Origin of the sequence: Bacillus timonensis, from assembly GCF_004799755.1 — a bacterium.
Lineage (GTDB): Bacteria > Bacillota > Bacilli > Bacillales > Bacillaceae_L > Ferdinandcohnia > Ferdinandcohnia timonensis_A.
Map to the genome: position 1 here is coordinate 23,760 of NZ_SLUB01000023.1, position 22,778 is coordinate 46,537.

Genomic DNA, 22,778 nt, shown 5'->3' on the forward strand with positions numbered 1-22,778 from the left:
GCTTATGCGAATTCGTTTCTTCACTTATCAAGATGAATAGTAGGGGTGATTATACTGTGAAACTGGTTTATGTAGTCCCAGGTCCTATCGATAAGAAGGAATTAGAAAGACGTGGAGAGATTTTGTGTGAATGGATATCTTCGGATGTGGAAATTGATATTGTTCGGGTAGAGGAAGGACCTGCTTCTATTGAATCTATGTATGAGGAATTTTTAAGTATTCCTGCAACTGCTAAGAAGATATATGAATTGGAACAACAGGGTTATGATGCAGCTATAATAGGCTGTGCTGGAGATCCAGGGATTGAGGCATATAGAGAGATTACAACAAGAATGTTAGTAGTGGGACCAGGAATGTCAAGTGTTCACGCTGCCGCCATGTTAGGTTATAGATTTTCAATATTAAATGCATCATTAAGTACTATACCCAATAGCTACGAACTTGTGCGTAAGGCGGGTTTGATCGAAAAACTTGCATCTATTAGGCCACTAAATATACCAGTATTAGAACTATCAAATGATCGTACAGCCACTTTAGAAAAGTTGAGAAGGATAACTGAACGTGCCATTAGTGAAGATGGTGCTGATTCCATTGTTTTGAAATGTATGTCGATGGGCTTTTTACATTTAGCAGAAGATTTGCAAGATGCTCTTGGTATTCCAGTTATCAATCCTGTAAAAACCTCATTGATGGCATCGGAGTTTCTGGTTAAAAGTGGATTATCACATTCAAATAAAGCATTTTTGCAACCTCCAAAATTAGCACAATGCAAAGTTCAGTCAATAGATGAACTTTACGTAAGAGTCAATAGTAAGTAATCGCGTTATATGTGATATAAAGAGAAAGATAATATTATCTGAAAATGGAATGAAAATTACAGATATAACAGCTCCTACCTCATAGGTATCTTTTAGTGAGGTGGGTGCATGATTTAAGACCTAGATTTGTATTTGAATCTGGCTTCTTATTACTTGAATACGGAACGTTGTTGACCCACTATCCAGTACAGAGGAAACAAATAAAAAGGGTCTAAATTTTTATGTATCAAGGATTTAAATATTCATTATTGTTTATTAAGAGAGAAGATAATGGATACTTTTTGAAGAATTGTCTGCAAAAAAATTCTAACGTATTTCAAATTATTATGTCTAATATTATAAATAGTATATTAAACTTGTCCTTTTCTATTTGTTTTCTTTCTATTTAATAGGGTGATGAATGGGCGGAATTATTATTTTTTTAAATTGTAAATAGTTGTACAAAAGATAGCCCAGCAGAATGTATTCAAAAATTGGAAAAACTTTCTGAATTAGTTGAAAGTAATCAGCCTCATTCTAATGAATAATATTTAGACAAAATTGTATTAATGATATGAATGAAAAAATCAGGTGAAAAACATCCACCTGATTTTAGCAGATTGTACAACCTTATCGTTTTACACAAATTTTCACATCATTATCAAGACCTTTTAAACTAAGGAATTATTAATTTATATGAGTCCTGACACCGGTATCATTTTGTAAAATTAAGTTACTATTCATTACGATAACACCCGAAAATGTTGATTTTCAACTTTTTTGGGTGTTTTTTTGTATGCGGCTATAAAATATGGTCAAAGCTTTATCCGACTGGGGGTCAGGTACTGAATTTCAGAATTTTTAGGTGCTCAAAGAGAATAATGATAGTAAACGATAGTAAAGAGGGTTTATGATGAATACCAAACAATCAAAAGCATTAGCCCCTTCTATGATTAAGCAAGCACTACAAGTTAATAAGAAACCATTTCCTTGGTTAAAAGCTGTTAGCGCGGGGGTAGCTGCTGCTTTGCCGGTTATGATAGGATTAGCCCTTGGCCATTTGAAATATGGATTAATTGCTGGATTGGGTGGCTTTACCTTTTTGTATGTGTTTAATATTCCATATGCGCAGCGAGCAAAGAAAATCTTTTCGGTCGTTCTCGGGTTGGCGTTTGTTACCTATTTGGGAACGATTAGTGCACCATATCCGCTAGCAGTTGCTGTTCTGATGGGAATCATTACAGCAGTAGTCATTTTTGTGTTCGGTGCCTTAAAAATAGCCGGCCCTTCCGCCATCTTTTTTGTATTGGTTTTTGCGATGACATCGGGCATGCCACTCAATCCTGATGAAGCATTCCTACGAGCAGGATTAGTTTTTCTTAGTGGTTGTTTATCATGGATGATTGGCATGATCGTGGGTTTTTCAACCCCCACGGTCCAGAAACTGATGTTGTGACAAGAGTTTATTTGCAATTAGCGGAACTGGTGGATTCTGTTGGAACTACTAAATTCACAGAAGCCAAGCATAAAGTAATAGAGGTACTTAATGAATCCGAAGAGACCCTTTCAGCGAGTTATATTCCATGGCGGACCACTGACATGTTTAATCGATTGTATCTACTAAATATATATGCTAATGAGTTGTTTATTTCAGTTGTGGAAAATTTCTCAAATGCCAATGAGCCATTACCTAAAGAGCTAGGGCAATCTACCAGTTTGTTTGCATATTCTCTAAACCAGTGCGAAAAGCAAAGTATGTGTTAGATTTTATTGATTATACGAAACAAGGATAGTATCATTCGCTAAACCATCATATCAATCAGTGGGAAGTACTAAAGATAAACAAGCCCGCCCCCAGTATAAGAAATCATTATCTTACTTGGGGGCAGACCCTAAACCTATCTATCTCTCCAATTTATACTTCTTTATTTTTAGATACAGTGTATTTCGACTGATTTGTAGGATGCTTGCAGCTTTGGTAATATTCCAATTTACAGAATGTAATGTATGTAGGATCGCCATTTTTTCAGTGTTTGTCAGTGAAAGGGAAGTGTTTGCTTCGTAATTTTCACGACTAGGTTGATGCTCAAATTCATCTTCAAAATGTAAATCCTCACCGTGAATGATATGTTCTTCTGCAAAAAACGAGGCCTGCATAAGCACACTTTTGAGCTCCCGCACATTACCTGGCCAATGGTAGGAAACTAGTTTTTGCTTCGCATCCTTCGATAAAGTAATAGAGGGGGAATCTAGTTTTGTAATTAAATGTTCGGCTATCTCGATAATATCAGTTCGATTTCGTAGAGGCGGTAGTGTAATAAAAATCCCTCTCAACCGAAAGTATAAATCCTCTCTAAATCTCCCTGCTAGGACTTCCTCGCGCAAATTTTTATTGGTTGCAGCGATAACTCTCGTATCAATGACTTTAACAGCATCTCCGCCAATTCGGGTTACCGTTTTTTCTTGTAATACGCGTAGTAAGGCCGCTTGTGCCTTCAATGACATATCCCCAATTTCATCTAAGAAGATTGTTCCACCGTCAGCAAGTTCAAATTTACCAGGAGCTCCTTCTCGCCTAGCACCTGTAAAAGCACCCCGTTCGTATCCAAATAATTCACTCTCAATCAAACTATCAGGGATGGCACTGCAATTAACCGCAATAAATGGTTTTGTTTTCCTTGTACCCGATGTATGTAAAGATTGCGCGACTAATTCCTTTCCTGTTCCACTTTCTCCATAAATGATGATTGGGTACTCAAATAAGGCAGCTTTTTTAACAATTTTCCTTACATTTGCTATTTTTGCACAGGAGCCAATTATATCAGAGATGGTATAAAGCTTTTTGTCCTGGGAGGATTTAGTGCTATTTCCATGTAAGGAAACAACAGAACGAAATACTGTATTTGAATAATCGTCTAAAATATCGACTGATGAACCCCATTTCATATGAAACTCCTGTCCAATACAATTATTTCCTAATAATTGCTGAGCAGGTTTGTTTGCACGAATAATTCTTCTTTCATGATCCAGTGTAAGGTTTGGAGTTGAGGATAAATTCGCAGTAACATCCAATTCTTTTAAGACCAGTAGCTTTTCACGGTTGACATGATCCATGAGCAATCGATTTTGCACAGCTTCTACAATCATACTCGCTAAAGAAACCATCGAGGGATGAAATAATTCTTTCCTTGCACTTATATTAACTGCTCCGATAAATTGACCGCTTGGAGAAAAAATGGGGCTTGCCGCACAGGTGAGAAAGTGATTCTTCACATGGAAATGATGTTCGGCGTGGGTGATGATGTTTTTTTTCTCATAAATGGCAAGTCCAATGGCGTTTGTCCCTTTCACTTCCTCTGACCAGTTTGAGCCAATTGAAAAATAGTCAATAGATTCATCGATATCGAGATTACCTATTTTATGTATGATTGTTCCATTACCGTCAGCGATTACTGTCACTATTCCACTTGAATGAATGGAAGGATAAAGTTTTTCTAAAATGGCAGTCGTATGGTTAATCAAATTCGCATTCTCTGATAGAACCTCTTGTAATTTCTTGCCGGTAAATTTGATATCCTTGATTGGACCAGTGGGTGAAAGCCCAAACCTTTGACATCGTTTCCAAGAAAGATCAATAATGTTTCTTTGATTGAAAAGATCGACGGATGACATGAATATACCTATCCCCCTTAATTACTTTCCTTGCCCATTTATGTGAGAAAATCATATTTTACATCTATTATACTATTATTTCATTTTTTTGAAAGTAATGAATATTTTGTCCGACGTGTACTAAAATAGGACACATGCTGCTCAAATTTTGAACACTCTTTTTATTATCCATCCTTTAAAAAGGTCCATTTTAAAAGGAATTATGCTTGGCACAGTACTTGCAAGTATATAGTTGTCTGACTCATATTCATTTAATGGAGGGGAAAAAGATGGTAGGAAACAGAGCGGTAGCTTATATGGGACCTGGCAGAGTAGAGGTAATGGATATTGGTTATCCAGATTTAGTGTTAAGAGATGGACCTGGAGTAAATCCTCTTAATGTAGGACGTAAATGTGAACACGGGGTTATTTTGAAGGTAGTGACAACCAATATTTGTGGAAGTGACCAGCATATGGTGAGAGGGAGAACAACGGCTCCTGAAGGACTAGTGCTTGGGCATGAAATAACGGGAGAAGTCATTGAAGTTGGTCGTGATGTGGAATTTATTAAAAAAGGTGACCTAGTGTCAGTCCCATTTAATATTGCGTGTGGACGATGCCGGAGCTGTAAAGAGCAAAACACACATATTTGTGAAAATGTAAATCCTGATCGGCCTGGTTCCGCCTATGGGTATGTAGACATGGGGGGATGGGTAGGAGGTCAGTCTGAATATGTGATGGTCCCTTATGCTGACTTCCAATTATTGAAATTTCCTGATAAAGATCAAGCGATGGAAAAAATTAAAGATTTAACGATGCTCTCTGACATTTTTCCAACAGGTTATCATGGGGCAGTGAGCGCAGGTGTTAAACCAGGCTCAACAGTTTATATTGCTGGAGCAGGTCCTGTTGGGCTAGCTGCTGCACATTCGGCACAACTTTTAGGGGCTTCCGTCGTTATTGTAGGAGACTTAAATGAAGAAAGACTTGCCCAAGCAAGAAGCTTTGGATGTGAAACCGTAAATCTGCGTAAACACCCTGATTTAGGAGAACAAATTGACCAAATTTTAGGTGTTCCTGAAGTTGACTGTGCGGTCGATTGCGTTGGCTTTGAAGCATCTGCTCATGGTGCGAATGCGATCGAAGCACCAGCAACGGTTTTAAATAGCATTATGCAAGTCACACGTGCTGGGGGACGTCTTGGGATTCCAGGTCTTTATGTAACTGGAGATCCAGGTGGAGTTGACGAAGATGCGAAAATTGGAACATTGAGAGTTCGTCTAGGATTAGGATGGGCAAAAGCGCATACGTTCGTAACCGGACAAACACCAGTCATGAGATACCACCGTGACTTAATGCAAGCGATCTTAAGTGGTAGAGCACAGATTGCAAAAGCGGTTAATGCAACTGTTATTTCATTAGACCAAGCGCCACAGGGATATGCGGAATTTGATAAAGGTGCTTCAAGAAAATATGTAATTGACCCTCATGGACTTGTGAAGTAATGGTGGCTGCTGATGGAGACACCCAGCCTGTTCAAACGGTGTTTTGCTGAAGGGATCGGGACTGCTTTATTAGTACTTATTGGTCCTGGAACAGCTGCATTTAATGGAATTATTACGGCGAATAACAACGAGTCTACAACATTAGCAGATATTGGAGTTATTAGTTTTGCCTTTGCCATTATTGTGATGGCAATGATCTATTCCATAGGAAGATTAACTGGTTGTCACATTAACCCAGCTGTAACAATCGCATTAGCCTCGACTAGTCATTTCTCATGGAAAGAAGTAGGACCATATCTCCTTGCACAATGTGTGGGCGGTACGATTGGGGCGTTTGGGATTGTAACGGTTTTAGGTATGGACGGAGTAGTGTTAGGTAATTTAGGGGCTACTGTACTTGCCCCAACTACCGGGTATTTACAGGGAATTGTTATCGAAGCCATTGCAGCGTTTATTCTGATGTTCGTTATTATGGGAGTTGCCGTAGACTCCAAGGCTCCGAAGGATTGGGGAGGACTTGTTATAGGCTTAACGGTCGGCGGGATTATCATGATGACTGCCGGTGCTACGGGAGCATCCTTTAATCCTGCACGAACCTTCGGCCCCTATCTTGTAGATAGTCTATTAGGTGGCAATATAAACTGGATCCAATTCCCGGTTTATGTCATTGGTCCAATCATTGGTGCCATTGCGGCCGCGGTCACTTATACGTATATGACAAGCTCGAAAAAGCTACCGTTATCAAATGAAGCTTCTCAACATGAAGTAGGTAAATAGAGTTGTATAGAGGTGATAGGTTCTGACGTAATCCACTTTTTGGGAGGGGACTATCACCTTTTTGGTTTTTATAGAGATTAATATGAAGGATTATCTAGTTTTTTGTCGAAATATATATTTACATGCAAAAGAAAAAAGAAAGGAAGATATTATTTGGCAAAAGACTATAATATACCTCGGAACCATAAGGACATTGGGTTACGTTCGCTCGCTGTCATGTTCAAAGATGAATTTCTTCCCTTTACAGGAATGCAACTTCCAAAGGTGAAGGATGTTATTGAAACCAATGTTCCTACCATTCAAATGAAAGACAGAGGAATGGACCTTAATTTTCTACTTGAGGATAACACAATCGCTCATATAGAATTCGAATCAGACACCCTCAACATTAATGACCTCATACGATTTGGCCACTACGATCTCCAACTTTATCACCAACGTCAACAAAAAATTCGCCGCATCATCATTTTCTCAGCTGGAGTACCAGAAACAACGAAACAACACCTTGATATTGGAAGTGTCATTCAAAAACATGAATGTCTTTTTCTTGAGCACGACTTTGATGGAGATGAAATTTTTAGTAAAATAAAGGAAAGTATAATTAAAAACGAAGCATTTTCAAACATTGAAAAACTACAAATCATTCTATTACCAATGATGAAAACGAGGACGTCAACAACCTCAAAAAGAGCATATGAACTTACACATACTCTACAGACATATCATGATGAATACATAGCATTTTATTTGATTGGAATGGTTGCGGTCAATTATAACGGAATTGAAGAGCTAGAAAAGAAAAGAATATTGGAGGTGTTGGAAATGGCAAGGCCATTCGAAGAACTTTATAAAAAATTTGAGGACCGAGGATTTGAAAAAGGAATTGAAAAAGGGATCGAAAAAGGAATTGAAAAAGGGATCGAAAAAGGAAGACAAGTAGGAAAGCAAGAAGGCAAAAAGGAAGAAAAGATAGCAATTGCAAAGAAACTCCTAATAAAAGGTTTGGATGCTGAAGCAGTTGAGGATATAACAGGATTATCACTCCGCGAAATTGAAGAACTTCGTAAATCTTAATTCGGGAGGCTAATAAAAAGTAACATCACGGTATGCATTTAGGGTAAGGCTACCGTTATTAGACAGGTGACTATCAACGGTGGCCAGACTCCTAAATATACTTGAAAAATCTATAACAGCCAAAGTTTGGGACAAGGCAGCTATCCAAACGGAAAGCTTTCTCGATGCCTATGACCTTTACCTAACTCCAACTACGGTACCCTCCATCAAGGAAGGAGAAATCGAATTAAAATTCCTCATAAACCGCAGGATCTTGATTGGCAATCCTTCCATCTGGCTGGCTTAAGGATGAAATCATAGCCATTTCTGCATCATCCAGTGAAAAGTCAAAAATAGAAAGGTTCTCTACTTGGCGAACTGGTGAGGCTGACTTAGGAATTGAAATCGCTCCAAGTTGATAATGCCAACGTAAAACGATTTGTGGAATCGTCTTCTTATGATGTGCAGCAATCGTTCGAAGTGTTTCGTTTTCTAAGTCTTTAATTCCACGAGTGAATGGGCTCCAAGATTCTGTTGCAATATTTTTTTCTTCATGATATTTTCTTTGTTCCGCTTGGTTAAAGAATGGATGTAACTCAATTTGGTTAATGCTTGGTTTGACTCCGGTCTCTTTTTCCAGTCGGTCTAAGTGTTCAGGTAAGAAATTACAAACCCCAATTGAACGAATCAGTCCCCATTTTTTAGCATCAATCAGAGCCTGCCAAGCTTCTACATATGTATCTTTGCTAGGGTTCGGCCAATGAATGAGGTATAGATCATAATAATCAAGATTCGCTCGATAAAGCGATTCTTGAATAGTTGCCTTTGCTTTGTCGTAATTGTGATATCGACCAGGAAGTTTGGACGTAATAAGCAATTCTTGTCTCGGTACAGAACTACGGCGAACAGCTTCTCCTACCGCTCCTTCGTTTTCGTAATTATAAGCTGAGTCAATCAGACGATAGCCATTATGAATCGCACTGACGATGGCATTTACTCCATCATTTCCTTTAAGCGGGTATGTACCAAAGCCGATCGCAGGAATACGTAAGCCATCATTTAACGTAACCTCAGGAATTCTAATCTCCATAAAACACTCTCCCTCCATTAATATCGCAATTTTATCACAATCTTGAAAATTCCTCTATTTTGGAGGTTGGGAAAAGAGGGGGGGCCACTATTAATGTTTCATTATGATATCTTCTCCTTTGTTTTTAAAACAAAGTAAGTGGGCATTGCAATCAGGAAAATTATACGTCTTTAATACTCCTTATGGAATTACACAATTGAATTTAGAAAATGCAAATCATAAATTCTGGATATTTGAGGAATATTATTCCTAACGAATTGAATTTATCAATTATGAGATGTGCCCCATAGTGCCCCATCTTCAGCAATTTCAGCTGTTTGGGGTATTTTTAGGGTCAGTTTTACTTCCGACGTGTATGTACTTCCATAATTAGCGCTAGGAATAGCGGTGAGGAGAAAAGAAACGGATAACGAAAAACTTAGGGCGAACCGAACCTGAAGTAGTAGAAAAAGACGAAAAGGTGGATGGGCTAATGGCATCAAGAAGGCATCGAATCTTTAATTTCTTAGTCATAATGATTCCGTGGTTAACATTGTTGTTCATCGGAAAACAAAATTTTAAACGTTATTCTGTATCAGGTGTTTTTATTGTTCTTTTTGAGATTCTTAATCATCTGTATGGACACAAGAAGAAATGGTGGAAGTTTTTCGATAAACCAAAATCATTTATAAAGGATGAACTTCCTTTTAGTGTGGGGCCTTATATGCCACTTTCCATGTGGTTACTGAAATTTTCGTACGGTAACTTTAAAAAGTTTGTGCTCCTTAATGTTATTGCAGATGGAATCTTTGCCTTTCTTGGCATGGATATTCTTAAAAAGCTTAAAATTATAAGCCTCAATCGGTTAAGTCGATTTCAATTTTTTATCTACATACACTATAAAGCATACTTATTATACGGAGTTCAGTACTTGTACGAGAAAATAAAGAGATATTATTGAGCGCAAACATATTGGATGACTCCACTCTAATTAAGTGTGGAGTGAAGAGCAATTTAGTTTTAATCTGTAACGAAACGGAGAAAATTTTTTTTTCTTTTTTCATTTGCTTTTTTAGGAACAGATGAATTTCTTACATCCATTTTCTCCTCCATTTGATTTCTATGGATGGTTTTTAGACTTGCTACACTGCTAAAGCAAAGTGAGAAGACTATGCCAATCTTATAAAAAACATGACTTTCGGTAACAATGAATGATAATCATCATATTTACCTAAATCATTCATAATTTTAAAGTGTAGAAAAGCGGGAATACAATTCTAAACATTTTCCATAAAAAGGAGGAGAATTTTGGACAAGTATAGAAATAAGCGATACGATAGAAATACAAAAAATACTGAAGAGGTGGTACATTTGATTACTTTGCCACAATCAAATTCAGAAAAAAAAGTAAAACGAGTCAGATCTGAAGTAGAGGTCCAAAGGAAAAAGAAAAAGCGTAGTGCTCTTGAGATTTCAGATGCTATTGGTGTATATGGTGCATTTGGCCGTACATTATCGGATTTACATAAACAAGGGAGATAAGTATTGATACTCAAAGAATAAGAACAGAGGAACGGTTCCAACATTACGCCTTGAAACTCAGAACCGTTCCCGTGTTTTCCAACCATACGAAAAGAGCCAAAATGACGCAGGTTGTTAACCACCACTTGCGTATTTTGGCTCTTTTTAACATCCATAAAAGATTTCGTAAAATTGTAGACGATAAAATGATAAGATAATAGGTAAATAGTGGGAACTTGGTAGTGTTGTACCGAAATTTTAGGACACCTGTGAGAAAAATATAAAACGTTTGCAAAACAAAAGGGGGCGATGGTTGGTGTTTGATTACAAGCAATATGACGGGTTGGGGTTAGCCGAGTTAATTCAAAAGAAAGAAGTGAAGGCCGAAGAAGTACGGGAGGCAGCGATTCGTGAAATTGAAAATAAAAATGGTGTACTTAATGCTGTTATTGATACATTTTACAATGATCCAGAGGACGTTGCTCAAGCCGAATCAACAGGAAATTTTGCGGGTGTTCCTTTCTTAACGAAGAGTATTAATCAGGAAGTAAAAGGTCGTCCACTCAAAAGTGGTACTAAACTCTTGGAAAACATTCTTGCAGATCAAGATAGTGAATTTGTTCGTCAAATTCGGAATACGGGTGTCACGATTTTAGGACAGACAAATGTTCCGGAGTTTGCGTTAATGGGAATCACAGAGCCTGCTTATTATGGACCTTCGAGAAATCCGTGGAATCCGGATTATACACCAGGTGGGTCAAGTGGAGGTTCAGCAGCAGCAGTGGCATCGGGTATGGTTCCAATTGCAGGTGCAAATGACGGAGGCGGTTCGATTCGGATTCCTGGTGCTTTTTGTGGATTATTTGGTTTAAAACCAACTCGTGGTCGCACACCAGTTGGTCCTGGTCGAGGCCGGGTCTGGCAGGGCGCATCAGTCGATCATATTTTAAGTCGGTCTGTTAGGGATAGTGCGGCCATGTTAGACCACTATCAAATGGACCGGGCCAATGCGTTTATGGCGCCCCTTTTTAATGGTTCTTATTTAGAAGCATCGATAACTCCTATAACAACTCCGCTAAAAATAGCATTTACGACAGACTCTCCAATAGGAACCACGGTTGATCAGGAGTGTAAGGAGGCAGTACATAAAGCGATAAAGCTCTTAGAAGAGATGGGTCATAGCGTTGTTGAAATAGCAGCGCCAGTAGACGGAAAAAGAGTAGCGAATAGCTATTTCATGTTGTATTTTGCAGAAGTGGCGACAACCTTAACTGCGCTAGAGGACAGGATTGGACGGAAGGTCACATTTAATGATGTAGAACCAGCAACTTGGATGCTGAATTTGCTTGGAAAAGCGGTATCAGTCGAAGAATTTTTAGCAAGCCTGAAGTTTTGGGACGAGGCAGCTATCCAAATGGAAAACTTTCACGACGACTATGACCTTTACCTGACACCAACTACGGCTCACCCCCCGTCAAGGATAGGTGAGCTTGATCAAACTTCATTTGAAAAAGGACTGATCAAAATTGTAGGAGGTCTAAGGTTAGGAGGAATGTTGAAAAAGTCGGGTTTTGTTGAACAATTGGCAAACAAAAGCCTTGAGAGAACCCCATTTACCCAGCTTGCGAACTTAACTGGTCAACCCGCAATGACACTACCTATGCATCTTACAAAGGATGGTCTCCCATGCGGTGTTCAAGTTATGGCAAGACGAGGCTGTGAAGATCTTCTGTTACAGCTTGCAGGACAACTTGAACAGACAGATTCTTGGGTTCAGGTGAAAGAGAATCCTGGTTTTTAAAAAGCAAATCATTAGATTTATAGAAAAGGCGAATGAGATTTACAAGAGTAAAGGTGATAAGGGAGGGCAGTAGGATGCTAGCAAAAATCAGAAAAGTTAAGTTAAACACAGAAGGTAAAAACCCGGTATATAAGGTTATTCTGGAATGCCCACAAGGCAAGGAACTTTATATTCATTTTGACTACACACATGCCACGAAAACATTCTGGCCATTAGAGGTCAACTATGATGGACAGCATAAAGATGCAAAACTAGCTTGGTATACAAGGGATGTAGAAAGTATGACGGTAGAAGCATTCTTAAAGACCATTGCAGAAAAGATTAACAAGAAATACGGGTATGAATTTGGGGCGCAAAATTAAAAAAGGAGATAGAGTAATGATTTATGAAACACTTGCTAAGTATCATGAACTCTCTAAAAATGATAAGAATCATAGATTTAAATCTTGGGAACACTGTTATAGCTTTTTCTCACAAAATTATCAAAATCTAAAAGATGAAAAGGTGTTTGACCATGCTTGTTTACACCTCGCTTTTTATCTAGCAAGCTGGGGAATGTTAAGGGGAAGTTCATTTTTACTACAAAAGGATTACAAAGTTCACTCATACTTTTTAAGAAATGTAGTTATGAATGCAGACACTCTTCCTTACTTTGATACGAATTCTCCAAAATTATTAGACCAAACACTTGTTGAAGGTATAGATGAATTAATAAGAGATACAAAAAACGCTTATCAAGATAATATATACGAAATAAATGGGGAACGAACAATAATTAATGTAACGGACACTTTAGCATCAAAAATATTACTTGGAGTATATGGTAATGTTCCTGCTTATGACAGATATTTTAAAGAAGCATTAGCGATGTTTGGTATTAGAATACAATTTAATCAATCGGGATTACGAGAACTAATCGATTTTTATAATCACAATATCGAGGAATTTGAAGCAAGTAAAGCAATTTTTAGCAATGACGGAATTGATTATACGCCAATGAAGCTGATAGACATGTTCTTTTGGCAGGTTGGCTTTATGAGGGACAATCTTGATAAAAATATTGATGAATTAAAGAAAATAACTGAATTTGCAGCAGAATATAAAGCCGTAGAAAAAAACGAATACATGGATAATAAAATCTACCAAACTATTACTGAGCTAAAAATAATGAAAAAGGGCTTAACGGATGAAATCCGTAGGTACATTATTACTATATTAAATAAAGCGCATGAAAATGGTGCAGACTACTTAGATTTACGTTCTGGGGACATCCATAAAGCAATGGGCTTGAAAGATAGATTACCTTCAGTTTGTGGTGCAATGGAATCATTAGGAATCTATCAATATTCTATTATAAAAGATACACCGAGTGGCAAGAGTTCCACGAGGGTTGTGAGGTATTTTTTGAGTAACTAACAGATGCAAACTATTTTATGTGTACGTAGTATTTATAGCCATATTAAGGGAGGGAAAACTATGAAGAATTTGCTGATAAAATATATTTCTAGAGGAGATAATCACGTAGATCCAAATTTTACATTTCTTACATATGGAGATAGCGGAAGTAGAGCAAGTCAGATTTCAAACACTGTGGAGCCTGGTTCTTATGTGTTTTTTCATACATCCTTTGACAGGAAAGCATATATAACGGCATATTTTTATGTAGAGAAAATTTTAAATAAGAATGATAATTCTGCAGAAATTAGAACACTTAACACTGATTCTAAAGTAGACGATGTTATCATTCTTGGAAGCAGAGAGCGCTCAAAAATACTTACATCTCCACTTCCTTTTGACCGGACACTAGCAGGACAGTTAACTTCTTTAAAAATAGCCGAGGATAGATTTAAAGGGAATCTTACGGAACTGCAGGTTATATCTAATTCTACTAGGTCGCATAGAAGACTATCGAATACAGATACAGACTTCCTTTTAAAACAATGTTTAAACAGGGGCTAAAATAGTTTATAAAAATTCACTTATTTTTTAGGCATACGCTTTATAGATACAAAAGTAACACAACCTTTAAGACACCGAAACTTACTTTGGGGAAATATTTACTCCAAAAACAAATCAAGCTTGAAAAAAATAAAGAGTTTATATAGGAGTGGTGTAATGGGAAGATATTTTGTTCCTTCTAAGGGTGCAATCTCGTGGAAAGAATTGCTTGCTGATCCAGAGAAACAGTGGAAAAAAGGGTATTCTGCATACGAATTGGCGAATTGTTGGGAGGATGCTAACAATTTACCACCTAGTGTTAAAGAGGTGTTTATGCAAAGTCAATTGCCTCTTTTTAACAATGTAGAAGTGTTGTATGGGTTTCCGGAGTATAAGGTACCTTTACCAGGAGGAGGTACAAGTTCGCAAAATGATCTTTATGTGCTTGCAAAGGCAAATAATGAAAATGAACTTCTGCCAATTATGGTGGAAGGAAAGGTTTCAGAACCCTTTGGACAAACAGTGAAGTCTTGGTTGGGAGACAATCCAAGTAACGGTAAGAGAAAAAGATTGAAATACCTACTTACTGCTTTAGATTTACATGAAGATAGTGTACTAAATATGAGATACCAATTAATACATAGGGCTGCTTCCGCAATACTTGAAGCTAAAAATGTGAATGCGAAAAATGCTCTTATGCTTGTTCATTCGTTTAGTGAGACCGGAAAATGGTATGAAGACTACGCCGAGTTTGTAGGACTGTTTAACTTATTACCGAAGAAAGACTTGGTTGTTGGACCAGTCCAAATAAGCGGAATAAATCTATTTTTTGGATGGGTAACTGGTGAGGCTGTTTTGAAGACAAAAGAGTACTTCTTTAGCATGTTCAAAACAGAAAAAGCTAGAGTGTTAGCAAAGGAAATCGATGATTATATTTATCTAAATAGCCCATATAAAGACGATGTTGAAGATTATCATCAGCAATATAAAAATGGGGTTCGGACAGATTGTATAGGTTATGTAAGTAAAAAAGGTTCCTATAAATTTGCAACATTAACCGAAGCACGTAAAGTATGCTTTGTCCTTCATCTAGGAAAAAAACTTCACACTGAAACAGCAAAGAAGATGCAGCAGGAAGTCGATGAATTACTTGGCCATGTGTATGAAAATACTGATTCAAGTAGATTGACTCCTGGTGAGGTGTACATAAGGTTAGAGTGGGTAGATTGTTTAGAGCAGATAACTAGATTTATAGATACAGCCTATGCGTTGAGACTGCAAAAGTAAAAACAGAGAGATGGTTCTAATGTTCGTTGTGAAGTTTATAGGAACAAATTTTATAATGTAAGGTGTACCTATAAAGGTTAATGGTGTTGTTCAGGAGATTCTAACTGATCAACACCTTTTTTCTTTGATTCGGAATACTTGTGTCTGCACCCCAGCGCGGTAATGCTTTACTTTGTTGGGGGTCAGGCTCTTTTTATTTGGGGCTGCCCTCAGTTTTCAAGACAAACAGAAAAAGCCATTACAAGTTCCTTCTTGTAATAGCTTCTGTTGCAGTTGATGATTTAAGGATATTTTAGTAGATTCCACCGTACGGAGGGTACTGGTAACCCGGGTAATTTTGGTAAGGTGGGTATGGTGTTGGCGGGTACGCCGGATAGTATCCATAGTTAGGATATGGGGAAAACGGATAGGCGTTAGGGGAATTGAGCAATGCCCCTGCTAGTAACCCACCTGCCAATCCACCTAAAAGTGGGAGCCCACCTTGAAAACCTCCATGTGAACCATACACTGGTGTACCGTGGCCGCCACCATGTCCTGGCTTACCGTGGCCACCGCCATTTCCAGGTTTACCGTGATGCCCATGATGATCACCGCCATGTCCATGCTTATACTCACGCATAATTTCCGTATATCCATAATCCTGTTGGTACGGAAAAGGCATTGGATTCGTTTGATACCATAGATAATTCATATCTTTTCCTCTTTTCATGAAATCTTTGTCCCTACAGCATATGCAACTACCCATGAAAGTTATTGGGCGACTATCCATGAAAAGGGATATTTACCTAAAAAGCAACTAAGAACAGAGTAAGAACAGAGGGACGGTTCCAACGTTTCACCCTGATACACTGCATTCTCCTGGTGCCAGACCCCCAGCGCGGTAATGCTTTACTTTGTTGGGGGTCAGGCCCTTTTTATTTATTGAATTTATAGAAATAGAATTGTATTGGGAGTATAGCAACTTGTGAGGACTTTATAGTTGCTGATTAATTAGTTGATGAAGTTTTCTCTTATGTTGAGCAGTTTTGTTTAATAGAAAGTCTGTTGTTTCTTTGTTTTCTTTTAACTCGACTCGCATTCCGTCTTGCTTCTTTTCCAATCTATCTAGTCGTTCTTCCACGTGGGCAAAACCTGAGTCTGTGTTAGACTCCAACTCTATCTTCATATTGTCCATCTTGGATTCTAAATCATTCTTCATCATATCCAACTTACTATCGATTTTCTCAGAATAAAATTTAAATGCTTGTAATATTTCTTTAAGGATTGTTTCTTGTTCCATATTACTCACCTCCCTCTTAAAAAGAGTATAAACGAGAATATTGAATAATGGAAGGTGAAATCTAGGGTTGGACTATTGGGCACGAACATCGAAATTATGCTTATCAATATGGAGAATGAAAGTTTTTTTATTTAAATACCAAAATTCACGATATTTTATTGGGGGTGACCTTAGCCCCAAGATTTATGTGCATCAGGGAGATAAGGAGCAGAAATTCCTTGTGTCTGAAAAACTACAAAAAAGTGAAGTCGTAATGGTTGCGCCACAGTTTAGTAAGCTGTGAGATAGTATAAAACGATTACTAATTTGGTTTTTTCATATATACTTATTTTAAAAGGTTTATTTAGAGGCAAATAGTAGATCGTTTATGTGAACATTAGTAATTAAAAAAGGAGAAAGAAGTCTGGTACCATTATTGCATCTATCATGAACATATCGCAGATTCGGAGGCAGGAAGGTTGAAACAATCAAAACTTTGGACGAAAGACTTTATCATTATGTTTTTCACGTCCTTTTTCATTGCATTGGTCTATTTCTTATTAGTAACAACCATGGCTGTTTATGCCATTCAACAATTTAATGCTTCAGAAAGTATGGCTGGTCTTGCTGCTAGTATCTTTGTCATTGGAGCTGTCCTTTCTCGGGTTTTTACGGGGAGGTATCTCGATACAATTGGTCGAAAAAAAGTACTATTAGTAGGGGTTCTTTTGTTTTTTGTACCCACTCTGCTCTATTTTAACATCACAAATATGTATCTATTACTGTTGGTTCGCTTCATTCATGGAGTGGCATTCGGAATATCTACAACAGCATTAGCCACTATCGTAATCGATATTATCCCAAAAGAACGCCGAGGGGAAGGAATTGGTTACTTTTTCTTGAACCATACATTAGCCACATCGATTGGCCCGTTCCTTGGCCTATTTATTAACCAACACGCAGGCTTCACTATGATTTTTATTGTATGTACCCTTATGTCAATTGTGAGCTTAGTCATCCCATTATTTTTAAGGATCCCACGGTCAGTCATGACGGAGGAGCAGCGTAATTCCTTGAAGGGGTTTAAACTATCAAATTTCTTTGAAAAAAAGGCCGTCCCGATGTCATTAATGATTGCAATTATGGGATTTGTTTATTCAGGAATCTTAACTTTTATGACTCCTTATGCAACTGAAATCAACTTACTAGAAGCAGCAAGTTTCTTCTTTTTAGTCTATTCAATCGTTCTTTTGATCTCAAGGCCACTCACTGGTAAATTACTAGATAAAAAAGGAGATAACTTAGTAGTATATCCATCCATCATTTCATACGCAATGGGTTTATTGATTCTAAGTCAATCAAACAATAGCTTCACCTTTCTCGTATCAAGTGTGTTCATTGCACTTGGCTTTGGAACGATGCAGTCTTGCTTTCAAGCCATTGCCATTAAAGAATCGCCAAAGCACCGGGTAGGACTCGCAACATCTACTTTTCTAATTTTTTGTGATTTTGGGGTTGGCATTGGCCCATTCTTGTTAGGTGCCATTGTTCCAATGTTAGGTTTTCGTGGATTGTATTTAGCATTAGCCATTATCCTTTTTTTGTGTATCTTTTTATATTTTTCTCTGCATGGGAATAAAGCGGCCAATCAAAAATCGTATACAAAGGCTAGTTAGTAAAACACGGACGGTTCGGCTGTTCTACCTAATTCTGGTGCCTGACCCTCAGCCCGGTAATGCTTTACTGTGTTGGGGGTCAGGCACTTTTTATTTGATACTTAAAAATGGAAGTAGTCTATTTAATGGGATTGCTTTTTTTGATACATTTGTACATACTGTCAAACTTCCAAAATGTGGTATATTTTAGAAAGGATAAATATGTAAAGGGGGGAAACATTTAAATGTATCTGTCTGAGTTAGAAGTTGAAAAACTCTCAGACGCTCAACTGACCAAGCTTTTATTTTCGGATATTGAAGATGATCTCGCGAACGGAGATTGTATATTGGTGGCAGGTAGCAGTAAGGCCGTTAAATATCGTGTACCAAAAGCAGTAGAATTCTATAAGCAAGGCAGAGCCAGTAAAATATTGTTTTCAGGTGGTGTGAAGTGGAAGGGAAGTGATGACTCAGAAGCAGATTCGATGAAAAAAGAAGCCATAGTGTTAGGTGTTTCCGAAAAAGATATACTTATAGAGGATCAGTCATTGCACACACTAGAAAATGTATTAGCCTCTCTATTCGTATTAAACAGAGAATTTCACCTATATAGGATAAAACGAATTTTGGTAGTAACGACATCTTACCATATGAAACGATTACATCTGACATTACAAACATATATGCCTAGTTGGATCACCTACACGTTATGTCCTGCTGATGATACTTTCACCAGTAAGGATAACTGGTTTTTAACCGAATTAGGAAGAAAACGTGTTCGAGATGAGTCTGCAAAACTAATAAAATACGTTAAACAAGGTGCATTGCGTGACATGAAAGTAGATTTGTAAAATCGCACACATAAAAGGTATAGAATAGAAGCAAGGGGAACTTTAATAATTGGAAGTTCCCTTTATTATGAGGAAATACCACAAACTTTATAAGTACAGCGAAAAGGATTATGCATAAGTAGGGAAAAGGAAGTATTGAGCTAGAGCAGGCGATATTTGAAAAGTTTAGTGGTATTTATGGTGGGTAAAGGAACCTGTCCCTCTGACCCATCGACAAAATTCGGGGCGTCACTGTGACATATTCCAAATCACTCTGTAAATACTAACCAATATGCTATAGTAAATAAGCCTACGAACAAACAAACTGGCATTCCGATAAGAAAAGAGAAGTGATGAGCATTGCTAAATTTTTTACAACTCGGTATTCGAAAAGAGATTAACCATACATTAAAGTCATTAGGTATTGTGGAACCGACTCCCATACAAGAACGGACGATACCATCCGTGCTTGAGGGGAAGGATGTAATTGCAAAAGCACAAACTGGAACAGGAAAGACATTGGCTTTTGTTCTTCCCATTCTTGAAAAAATTGATGTGCACAAACCCGATGTTCAAGCCCTGATTTTAACACCAACAAGAGAATTGGCTCAGCAAATCACAAAAGAGATTAAGAAAATGATGGAGAACCTAGAAGGGGTCAATGTGTTAGCTGTATATGGTGGTCAGGATGTGGAGCATCAATTAAAAAAATTAAAAGGAGCTCAACATATTGTCGTTGCAACACCTGGTCGGTTACTCGATCATATTCGCCGTGGAACAATTGATCTTTCAACGATTGAGAGGCTTGTAATAGATGAAGCTGACCAAATGTTACTTATGGGGTTTCTTCCAGAGGTAGATGACATCATTCATGAAACATTCCCTTCTAGACAAACTATGCTGTTCTCTGCAACAATGCCGAAAGAAATTCAATCTCTTGCCAAAAGATATATGGTAGAGCCAGAGTTCATAGAAGTGAAAGCAAAAAAAGTCACGGTCGAAGAAATTAAACAAGTTGTGATTGAAACAACGGACCGCAGAAAACAGGCCACTTTATTGCATTTAATCGAAGAGCATCGTCCCTTTTTAGCGATTATCTTCTGTCGAACAAAAATACGAGCTAAAAAGCTTCATGATGCATTGGTTGCCAACGGGTATGAATCAGATGAACTGCATGGTGATTTACCACAGTCCAAACGTGAAAAAGCGATGAAACGATTTCGTGAAGCGAAAACGCAGTTCTTAGTTGCAACAGACGTTGCTGCACGGGGACTTGATGTAGAAGGGGTAACACATGTCTATAACTATGATATTCCACAGGATGTTGAAAGCTATGTTCACCGGATTGGACGAACTGGCCGTGCAGGTGGCGATGGGGTTGCCATTACGTTAGTGGCACCTAAGGATCTGGAGTTCCTCCGAATGATTGAAAAAGGGATCCATCAAAAATTCGAAATACAAGTGATTAAAGGAGTAAGTATCCCTGATCGGGAGGACTATCAGAAAGAAAGAAGCGAGCAAATAAAAAAAACAAAGCGCCCTGAAGGAAATCGAAAAGACAAAAGCAAAGGGTCGTCAAATAGTCAAACAAAAAGAAATTCAATCACTTCAACAAAAGGTAAAAGACGTTCTCGATAAAGAGGAATTGATACATAATGGACTTCCTTACCTCTGGAATGACGCTCTAGTCTACCGGGGAAAGGCACCAAATTCAGGAGGCTACACCCATGTTACATAAACAAATGAAAAAATTCATTTCATCAGAGTTGATGAGTAAAGAGCAACAAATCGCATTATATCAAGAAGAAAAAGAGTACATTGAAAAATATAAATTGATCTCAGATGACGTTACCTTAATAGAAAAAGATCCGACTACACGTTTCCTTGAAGCTTACATTGAAAGATGTGATAAAGAAACAGAAGAAACACTCTCTAAAGAATCATTCTCATTTTTAGAACACCCGATTGACTACCTTCAAAAACACAAGAATGAATTTCTATACTTGGAATCAAATTGGTTGGAACTAATCGGCGTTGATGCAATTGCGTTTGAAGTGAATGATGTATTTGGAACATACGACGTCATGGTAGGATTGAAGCTAAAGAAAAAGTTTGAGGCTACTCTTAAAGAAAACCTAAGAAAAGAGTTACTTGGAGATGAAGCAAAATTTGAATTGATGTTTAATCAAGGTGATGGCTTATGGGACTTGAATTTCGCTTTGAATTATGTGGAGGGGTTCAAAGAGGAGATGTCATTAGAGGAAGCATATCGGCTAATTTATCGATTCTTATTTAAATTGGTAGAGAGAACGGAAGAAAGAAGCATGGACGTAAGTTAACTGTAAAATCGCAATTCCATCCTATATATGATACCATTTACCTCTATACAGAAAAGGGACGTGATTGAACATGATAAAAATTAGCATACCTACTCCAGATCTTACAATTACAGAACGGAAACAAATTCCAAAAGAAAATGAACCAGTAATCAAGGATATTCATGGATTTATTGACTTCCATCTAATACCGAGAGATAAAGGTGGTATTTTCTTATTTTTCAATAAAAATGATGAGCTTCTTTTTGTTGGGAAAGCGCGGAAACTGCGTCAAAGAATTAAAAAGCATTTTGAAGATACGGTATCTCCGATTAAAATGCACAGAGACGAAGTGTATAAAATCGATATTTGCATCGTAGAAGACCCAATGGAACGCGAAATTTATGAAACTTACATCATAAATAAACTCCGATCCAAATACAACGTGGATAAAGTGTTTTATTAAAAAATATAGGTGCCAGTCCCCAGTGCGGTAGTCATTTACCGTTTGGGGTCTGGTTCTTTTGTTAGGTAAAAAATTTAAAATTCGACAATCTTCGAGTGGTCGCTGTGACGGAAATTAAGTCTTTTGAAGAACAGAGGAATGGCTCCAACGTTTCACCTTAAAATGCTGAATTGTACCCCCATTTTTCAATGTGTATTGGGTTATGGAAGATGATAAAATAATTTGTAGATGGGCACCAAAGTTAATGAAAACTGCAAACTAGGAAACTACGACACTTTTAATGAGATGGAGGAAATAATGTGAGCTATGAAATTATTACATTACCTGGCTATCGGGCAGTAGGATTAAAGTGGGAGGGGACATTCTCAGAGATTGTACCGAATTTAAAAAACGTGATTCGGAAAATGGAAGAACGTGCCGATGAGTTAGATGACAAGCTGAACCCTCATGTTCAATTAGGATTATCTTATCATGTAATTGAAAATGGATTCGCGCATTATGCAGTATATGAAGTAAGTGATAGTCAGGAAATTCCTGATGGGATGGTTGAAATAAAGGTTCCTCAATTGACTTATGTGAAGACAACACATCACAAAGGGGAGGATATACAAAAGACTTATACGGATCTACATGAATGGTTATTTGATAGTGATTATACCGCATATAGGGAACCAGATGTAGTTTACTATGATCCATATATGCCAATAAAACATGAACATTATCCATTGGAACGCGACCCTAGTGATCCACACTTTGATATTTTTATACCGATTGTTAAAAAGTAAATCGACTCAACGATCACCTTGAAACGCGGTAACCGCCCCCTCGTTTTTCCAAGACTTTTTCAGAGGAGAG

Annotated in this window: 22 protein-coding genes; 18 read left to right on the forward strand and 4 right to left on the reverse strand. The window is 37.7% G+C overall.

The window, feature by feature from the left end:
• The first annotated feature begins 56 nt into the window (after positions 1 to 56).
• Together E1I69_RS13335 and E1I69_RS13340 are read left to right on the forward strand one after the other, a co-directional pair.
• On the forward strand, positions 57 to 818 hold the full coding sequence (locus tag E1I69_RS13335; RefSeq protein WP_136380077.1) for an aspartate/glutamate racemase family protein: 762 nt from the start codon (positions 57 to 59) through the stop codon (positions 816 to 818).
• 889 nt (positions 819 to 1,707) lie between these two features.
• On the forward strand, positions 1,708 to 2,253 hold the full coding sequence (locus E1I69_RS13340) for a hypothetical protein (protein ID WP_161974896.1): 546 nt from the start codon (positions 1,708 to 1,710) through the stop codon (positions 2,251 to 2,253).
• 446 nt (positions 2,254 to 2,699) lie between these two features.
• Here the strand turns inward: E1I69_RS13340 and E1I69_RS13350 are convergent, their stop codons facing one another.
• The gene (locus E1I69_RS13350) at positions 2,700 to 4,469 is read right to left on the reverse strand and encodes a sigma-54-dependent Fis family transcriptional regulator (RefSeq protein WP_136380080.1); all 1,770 of its coding nucleotides are present in this window, start codon (positions 4,467 to 4,469) and stop codon (positions 2,700 to 2,702) included.
• Between the two features lie 269 nt (positions 4,470 to 4,738).
• On the opposite strand from E1I69_RS13350, the gene fdhA reads away from it, so the two are divergent.
• From fdhA to E1I69_RS13365, 3 genes are all read left to right on the forward strand, one after another.
• Positions 4,739 to 5,953: a formaldehyde dehydrogenase, glutathione-independent gene (fdhA, locus tag E1I69_RS13355; protein ID WP_136380081.1), complete on the forward strand. Its 1,215-nt coding sequence runs from the start codon at positions 4,739 to 4,741 to the stop codon at positions 5,951 to 5,953.
• 12 nt (positions 5,954 to 5,965) lie between these two features.
• Complete coding sequence (locus tag E1I69_RS13360; RefSeq protein WP_136380082.1) at positions 5,966 to 6,730, forward strand: MIP/aquaporin family protein; 765 nt, start codon at positions 5,966 to 5,968, stop codon at positions 6,728 to 6,730.
• Positions 6,731 to 6,883: 153 nt separating this feature from the next.
• Entirely contained in the window at positions 6,884 to 7,804 is a 921-nt protein-coding gene (locus E1I69_RS13365; protein WP_136380083.1) for a hypothetical protein, read from the forward strand.
• A gap of 226 nt (positions 7,805 to 8,030) precedes the next feature.
• On the opposite strand, the gene E1I69_RS13370 is transcribed toward E1I69_RS13365, so the two are convergent.
• Positions 8,031 to 8,873 carry an aldo/keto reductase gene (locus E1I69_RS13370; RefSeq protein ID WP_136380084.1) on the reverse strand — a complete coding sequence of 281 codons (843 nt, stop codon included), beginning with the start codon at positions 8,871 to 8,873 and terminating at the stop codon, positions 8,031 to 8,033.
• A gap of 472 nt (positions 8,874 to 9,345) precedes the next feature.
• Between E1I69_RS13370 and E1I69_RS13375 the strand changes: the two genes are divergently transcribed.
• From E1I69_RS13375 to E1I69_RS24980, 7 genes are all read left to right on the forward strand, one after another.
• Complete coding sequence (locus E1I69_RS13375; RefSeq protein ID WP_136380085.1) at positions 9,346 to 9,813, forward strand: hypothetical protein; 468 nt, start codon at positions 9,346 to 9,348, stop codon at positions 9,811 to 9,813.
• 347 nt (positions 9,814 to 10,160) lie between these two features.
• The gene (locus tag E1I69_RS13380; protein ID WP_136380086.1) at positions 10,161 to 10,394 is read left to right on the forward strand and encodes a hypothetical protein; all 234 of its coding nucleotides are present in this window, start codon (positions 10,161 to 10,163) and stop codon (positions 10,392 to 10,394) included.
• 295 nt (positions 10,395 to 10,689) lie between these two features.
• Positions 10,690 to 12,174 (forward strand): amidase family protein, encoded by a 1,485-nt coding sequence (locus E1I69_RS13385; protein WP_136380087.1) that lies wholly within the window; start codon positions 10,690 to 10,692, stop codon positions 12,172 to 12,174.
• A 74-nt stretch (positions 12,175 to 12,248) separates the two neighbouring features.
• Positions 12,249 to 12,536, forward strand: coding sequence for a hypothetical protein (locus tag E1I69_RS13390; protein WP_136380088.1), 288 nt, complete (start codon positions 12,249 to 12,251; stop codon positions 12,534 to 12,536).
• A 16-nt stretch (positions 12,537 to 12,552) separates the two neighbouring features.
• Positions 12,553 to 13,590, forward strand: coding sequence for a hypothetical protein (locus tag E1I69_RS13395; RefSeq protein WP_136380089.1), 1,038 nt, complete (start codon positions 12,553 to 12,555; stop codon positions 13,588 to 13,590).
• A gap of 60 nt (positions 13,591 to 13,650) precedes the next feature.
• A complete protein-coding gene (locus E1I69_RS13400; RefSeq protein ID WP_136380090.1) occupies positions 13,651 to 14,133 on the forward strand; it encodes a hypothetical protein in 483 nt (160 codons plus the stop codon).
• 156 nt (positions 14,134 to 14,289) lie between these two features.
• Positions 14,290 to 15,399 (forward strand): DUF6946 family protein, encoded by a 1,110-nt coding sequence (locus tag E1I69_RS24980; RefSeq protein ID WP_242634596.1) that lies wholly within the window; start codon positions 14,290 to 14,292, stop codon positions 15,397 to 15,399.
• 292 nt (positions 15,400 to 15,691) lie between these two features.
• Here E1I69_RS24980 and E1I69_RS13410 read toward each other — a convergent pair whose 3' ends face one another.
• Both E1I69_RS13410 and E1I69_RS13415 read right to left on the reverse strand, forming a co-directional pair.
• Positions 15,692 to 16,090, reverse strand: a complete 399-nt coding sequence (locus E1I69_RS13410; protein WP_242634597.1) for a hypothetical protein — start codon at positions 16,088 to 16,090, stop codon at positions 15,692 to 15,694.
• Between the two features lie 282 nt (positions 16,091 to 16,372).
• On the reverse strand, positions 16,373 to 16,678 hold the full coding sequence (locus tag E1I69_RS13415) for a hypothetical protein (protein WP_136380091.1): 306 nt from the start codon (positions 16,676 to 16,678) through the stop codon (positions 16,373 to 16,375).
• A 458-nt stretch (positions 16,679 to 17,136) separates the two neighbouring features.
• On the opposite strand from E1I69_RS13415, the gene E1I69_RS13420 reads away from it, so the two are divergent.
• From E1I69_RS13420 to E1I69_RS13445, 6 genes are all read left to right on the forward strand, one after another.
• Positions 17,137 to 18,333 carry an MFS transporter gene (locus E1I69_RS13420; protein WP_136380092.1) on the forward strand — a complete coding sequence of 399 codons (1,197 nt, stop codon included), beginning with the start codon at positions 17,137 to 17,139 and terminating at the stop codon, positions 18,331 to 18,333.
• A gap of 224 nt (positions 18,334 to 18,557) precedes the next feature.
• Positions 18,558 to 19,163: a YdcF family protein gene (locus E1I69_RS13425; protein ID WP_136380093.1), complete on the forward strand. Its 606-nt coding sequence runs from the start codon at positions 18,558 to 18,560 to the stop codon at positions 19,161 to 19,163.
• Positions 19,164 to 19,502: 339 nt separating this feature from the next.
• Positions 19,503 to 20,780, forward strand: coding sequence for a DEAD/DEAH box helicase (locus tag E1I69_RS13430; protein WP_136380094.1), 1,278 nt, complete (start codon positions 19,503 to 19,505; stop codon positions 20,778 to 20,780).
• A gap of 89 nt (positions 20,781 to 20,869) precedes the next feature.
• The gene (locus E1I69_RS13435; protein ID WP_136380095.1) at positions 20,870 to 21,481 is read left to right on the forward strand and encodes a branched-chain amino acid aminotransferase; all 612 of its coding nucleotides are present in this window, start codon (positions 20,870 to 20,872) and stop codon (positions 21,479 to 21,481) included.
• Between the two features lie 70 nt (positions 21,482 to 21,551).
• Positions 21,552 to 21,923 carry a nucleotide excision repair endonuclease gene (locus E1I69_RS13440; RefSeq protein WP_136380096.1) on the forward strand — a complete coding sequence of 124 codons (372 nt, stop codon included), beginning with the start codon at positions 21,552 to 21,554 and terminating at the stop codon, positions 21,921 to 21,923.
• A 299-nt stretch (positions 21,924 to 22,222) separates the two neighbouring features.
• Positions 22,223 to 22,708, forward strand: a complete 486-nt coding sequence (locus E1I69_RS13445; RefSeq protein WP_136380097.1) for a GyrI-like domain-containing protein — start codon at positions 22,223 to 22,225, stop codon at positions 22,706 to 22,708.
• Positions 22,709 to 22,778 lie beyond the last annotated feature (70 nt).

Coding starts and splice junctions, on each gene's coding strand:
- E1I69_RS13410 (WP_242634597.1), bottom strand. CDS start 16,090: ATGAATTATCTATGGTATCAAACGAATCCAATGCCTTTTCCGTACCAA.
- E1I69_RS13440 (WP_136380096.1), top strand. CDS start 21,552: ATGATAAAAATTAGCATACCTACTCCAGATCTTACAATTACAGAACGG.
- E1I69_RS24980 (WP_242634596.1), top strand. CDS start 14,290: ATGGGAAGATATTTTGTTCCTTCTAAGGGTGCAATCTCGTGGAAAGAA.
- fdhA (WP_136380081.1), top strand. CDS start 4,739: ATGGTAGGAAACAGAGCGGTAGCTTATATGGGACCTGGCAGAGTAGAG.
- E1I69_RS13395 (WP_136380089.1), top strand. CDS start 12,553: ATGATTTATGAAACACTTGCTAAGTATCATGAACTCTCTAAAAATGAT.
- E1I69_RS13390 (WP_136380088.1), top strand. CDS start 12,249: ATGCTAGCAAAAATCAGAAAAGTTAAGTTAAACACAGAAGGTAAAAAC.
- E1I69_RS13400 (WP_136380090.1), top strand. CDS start 13,651: ATGAAGAATTTGCTGATAAAATATATTTCTAGAGGAGATAATCACGTA.
- E1I69_RS13375 (WP_136380085.1), top strand. CDS start 9,346: ATGGCATCAAGAAGGCATCGAATCTTTAATTTCTTAGTCATAATGATT.
- E1I69_RS13350 (WP_136380080.1), bottom strand. CDS start 4,469: ATGTCATCCGTCGATCTTTTCAATCAAAGAAACATTATTGATCTTTCT.
- E1I69_RS13425 (WP_136380093.1), top strand. CDS start 18,558: ATGTATCTGTCTGAGTTAGAAGTTGAAAAACTCTCAGACGCTCAACTG.
- E1I69_RS13360 (WP_136380082.1), top strand. CDS start 5,966: ATGGAGACACCCAGCCTGTTCAAACGGTGTTTTGCTGAAGGGATCGGG.
- E1I69_RS13415 (WP_136380091.1), bottom strand. CDS start 16,678: ATGGAACAAGAAACAATCCTTAAAGAAATATTACAAGCATTTAAATTT.
- E1I69_RS13340 (WP_161974896.1), top strand. CDS start 1,708: ATGATGAATACCAAACAATCAAAAGCATTAGCCCCTTCTATGATTAAG.
- E1I69_RS13435 (WP_136380095.1), top strand. CDS start 20,870: ATGTTACATAAACAAATGAAAAAATTCATTTCATCAGAGTTGATGAGT.
- E1I69_RS13370 (WP_136380084.1), bottom strand. CDS start 8,873: ATGGAGATTAGAATTCCTGAGGTTACGTTAAATGATGGCTTACGTATT.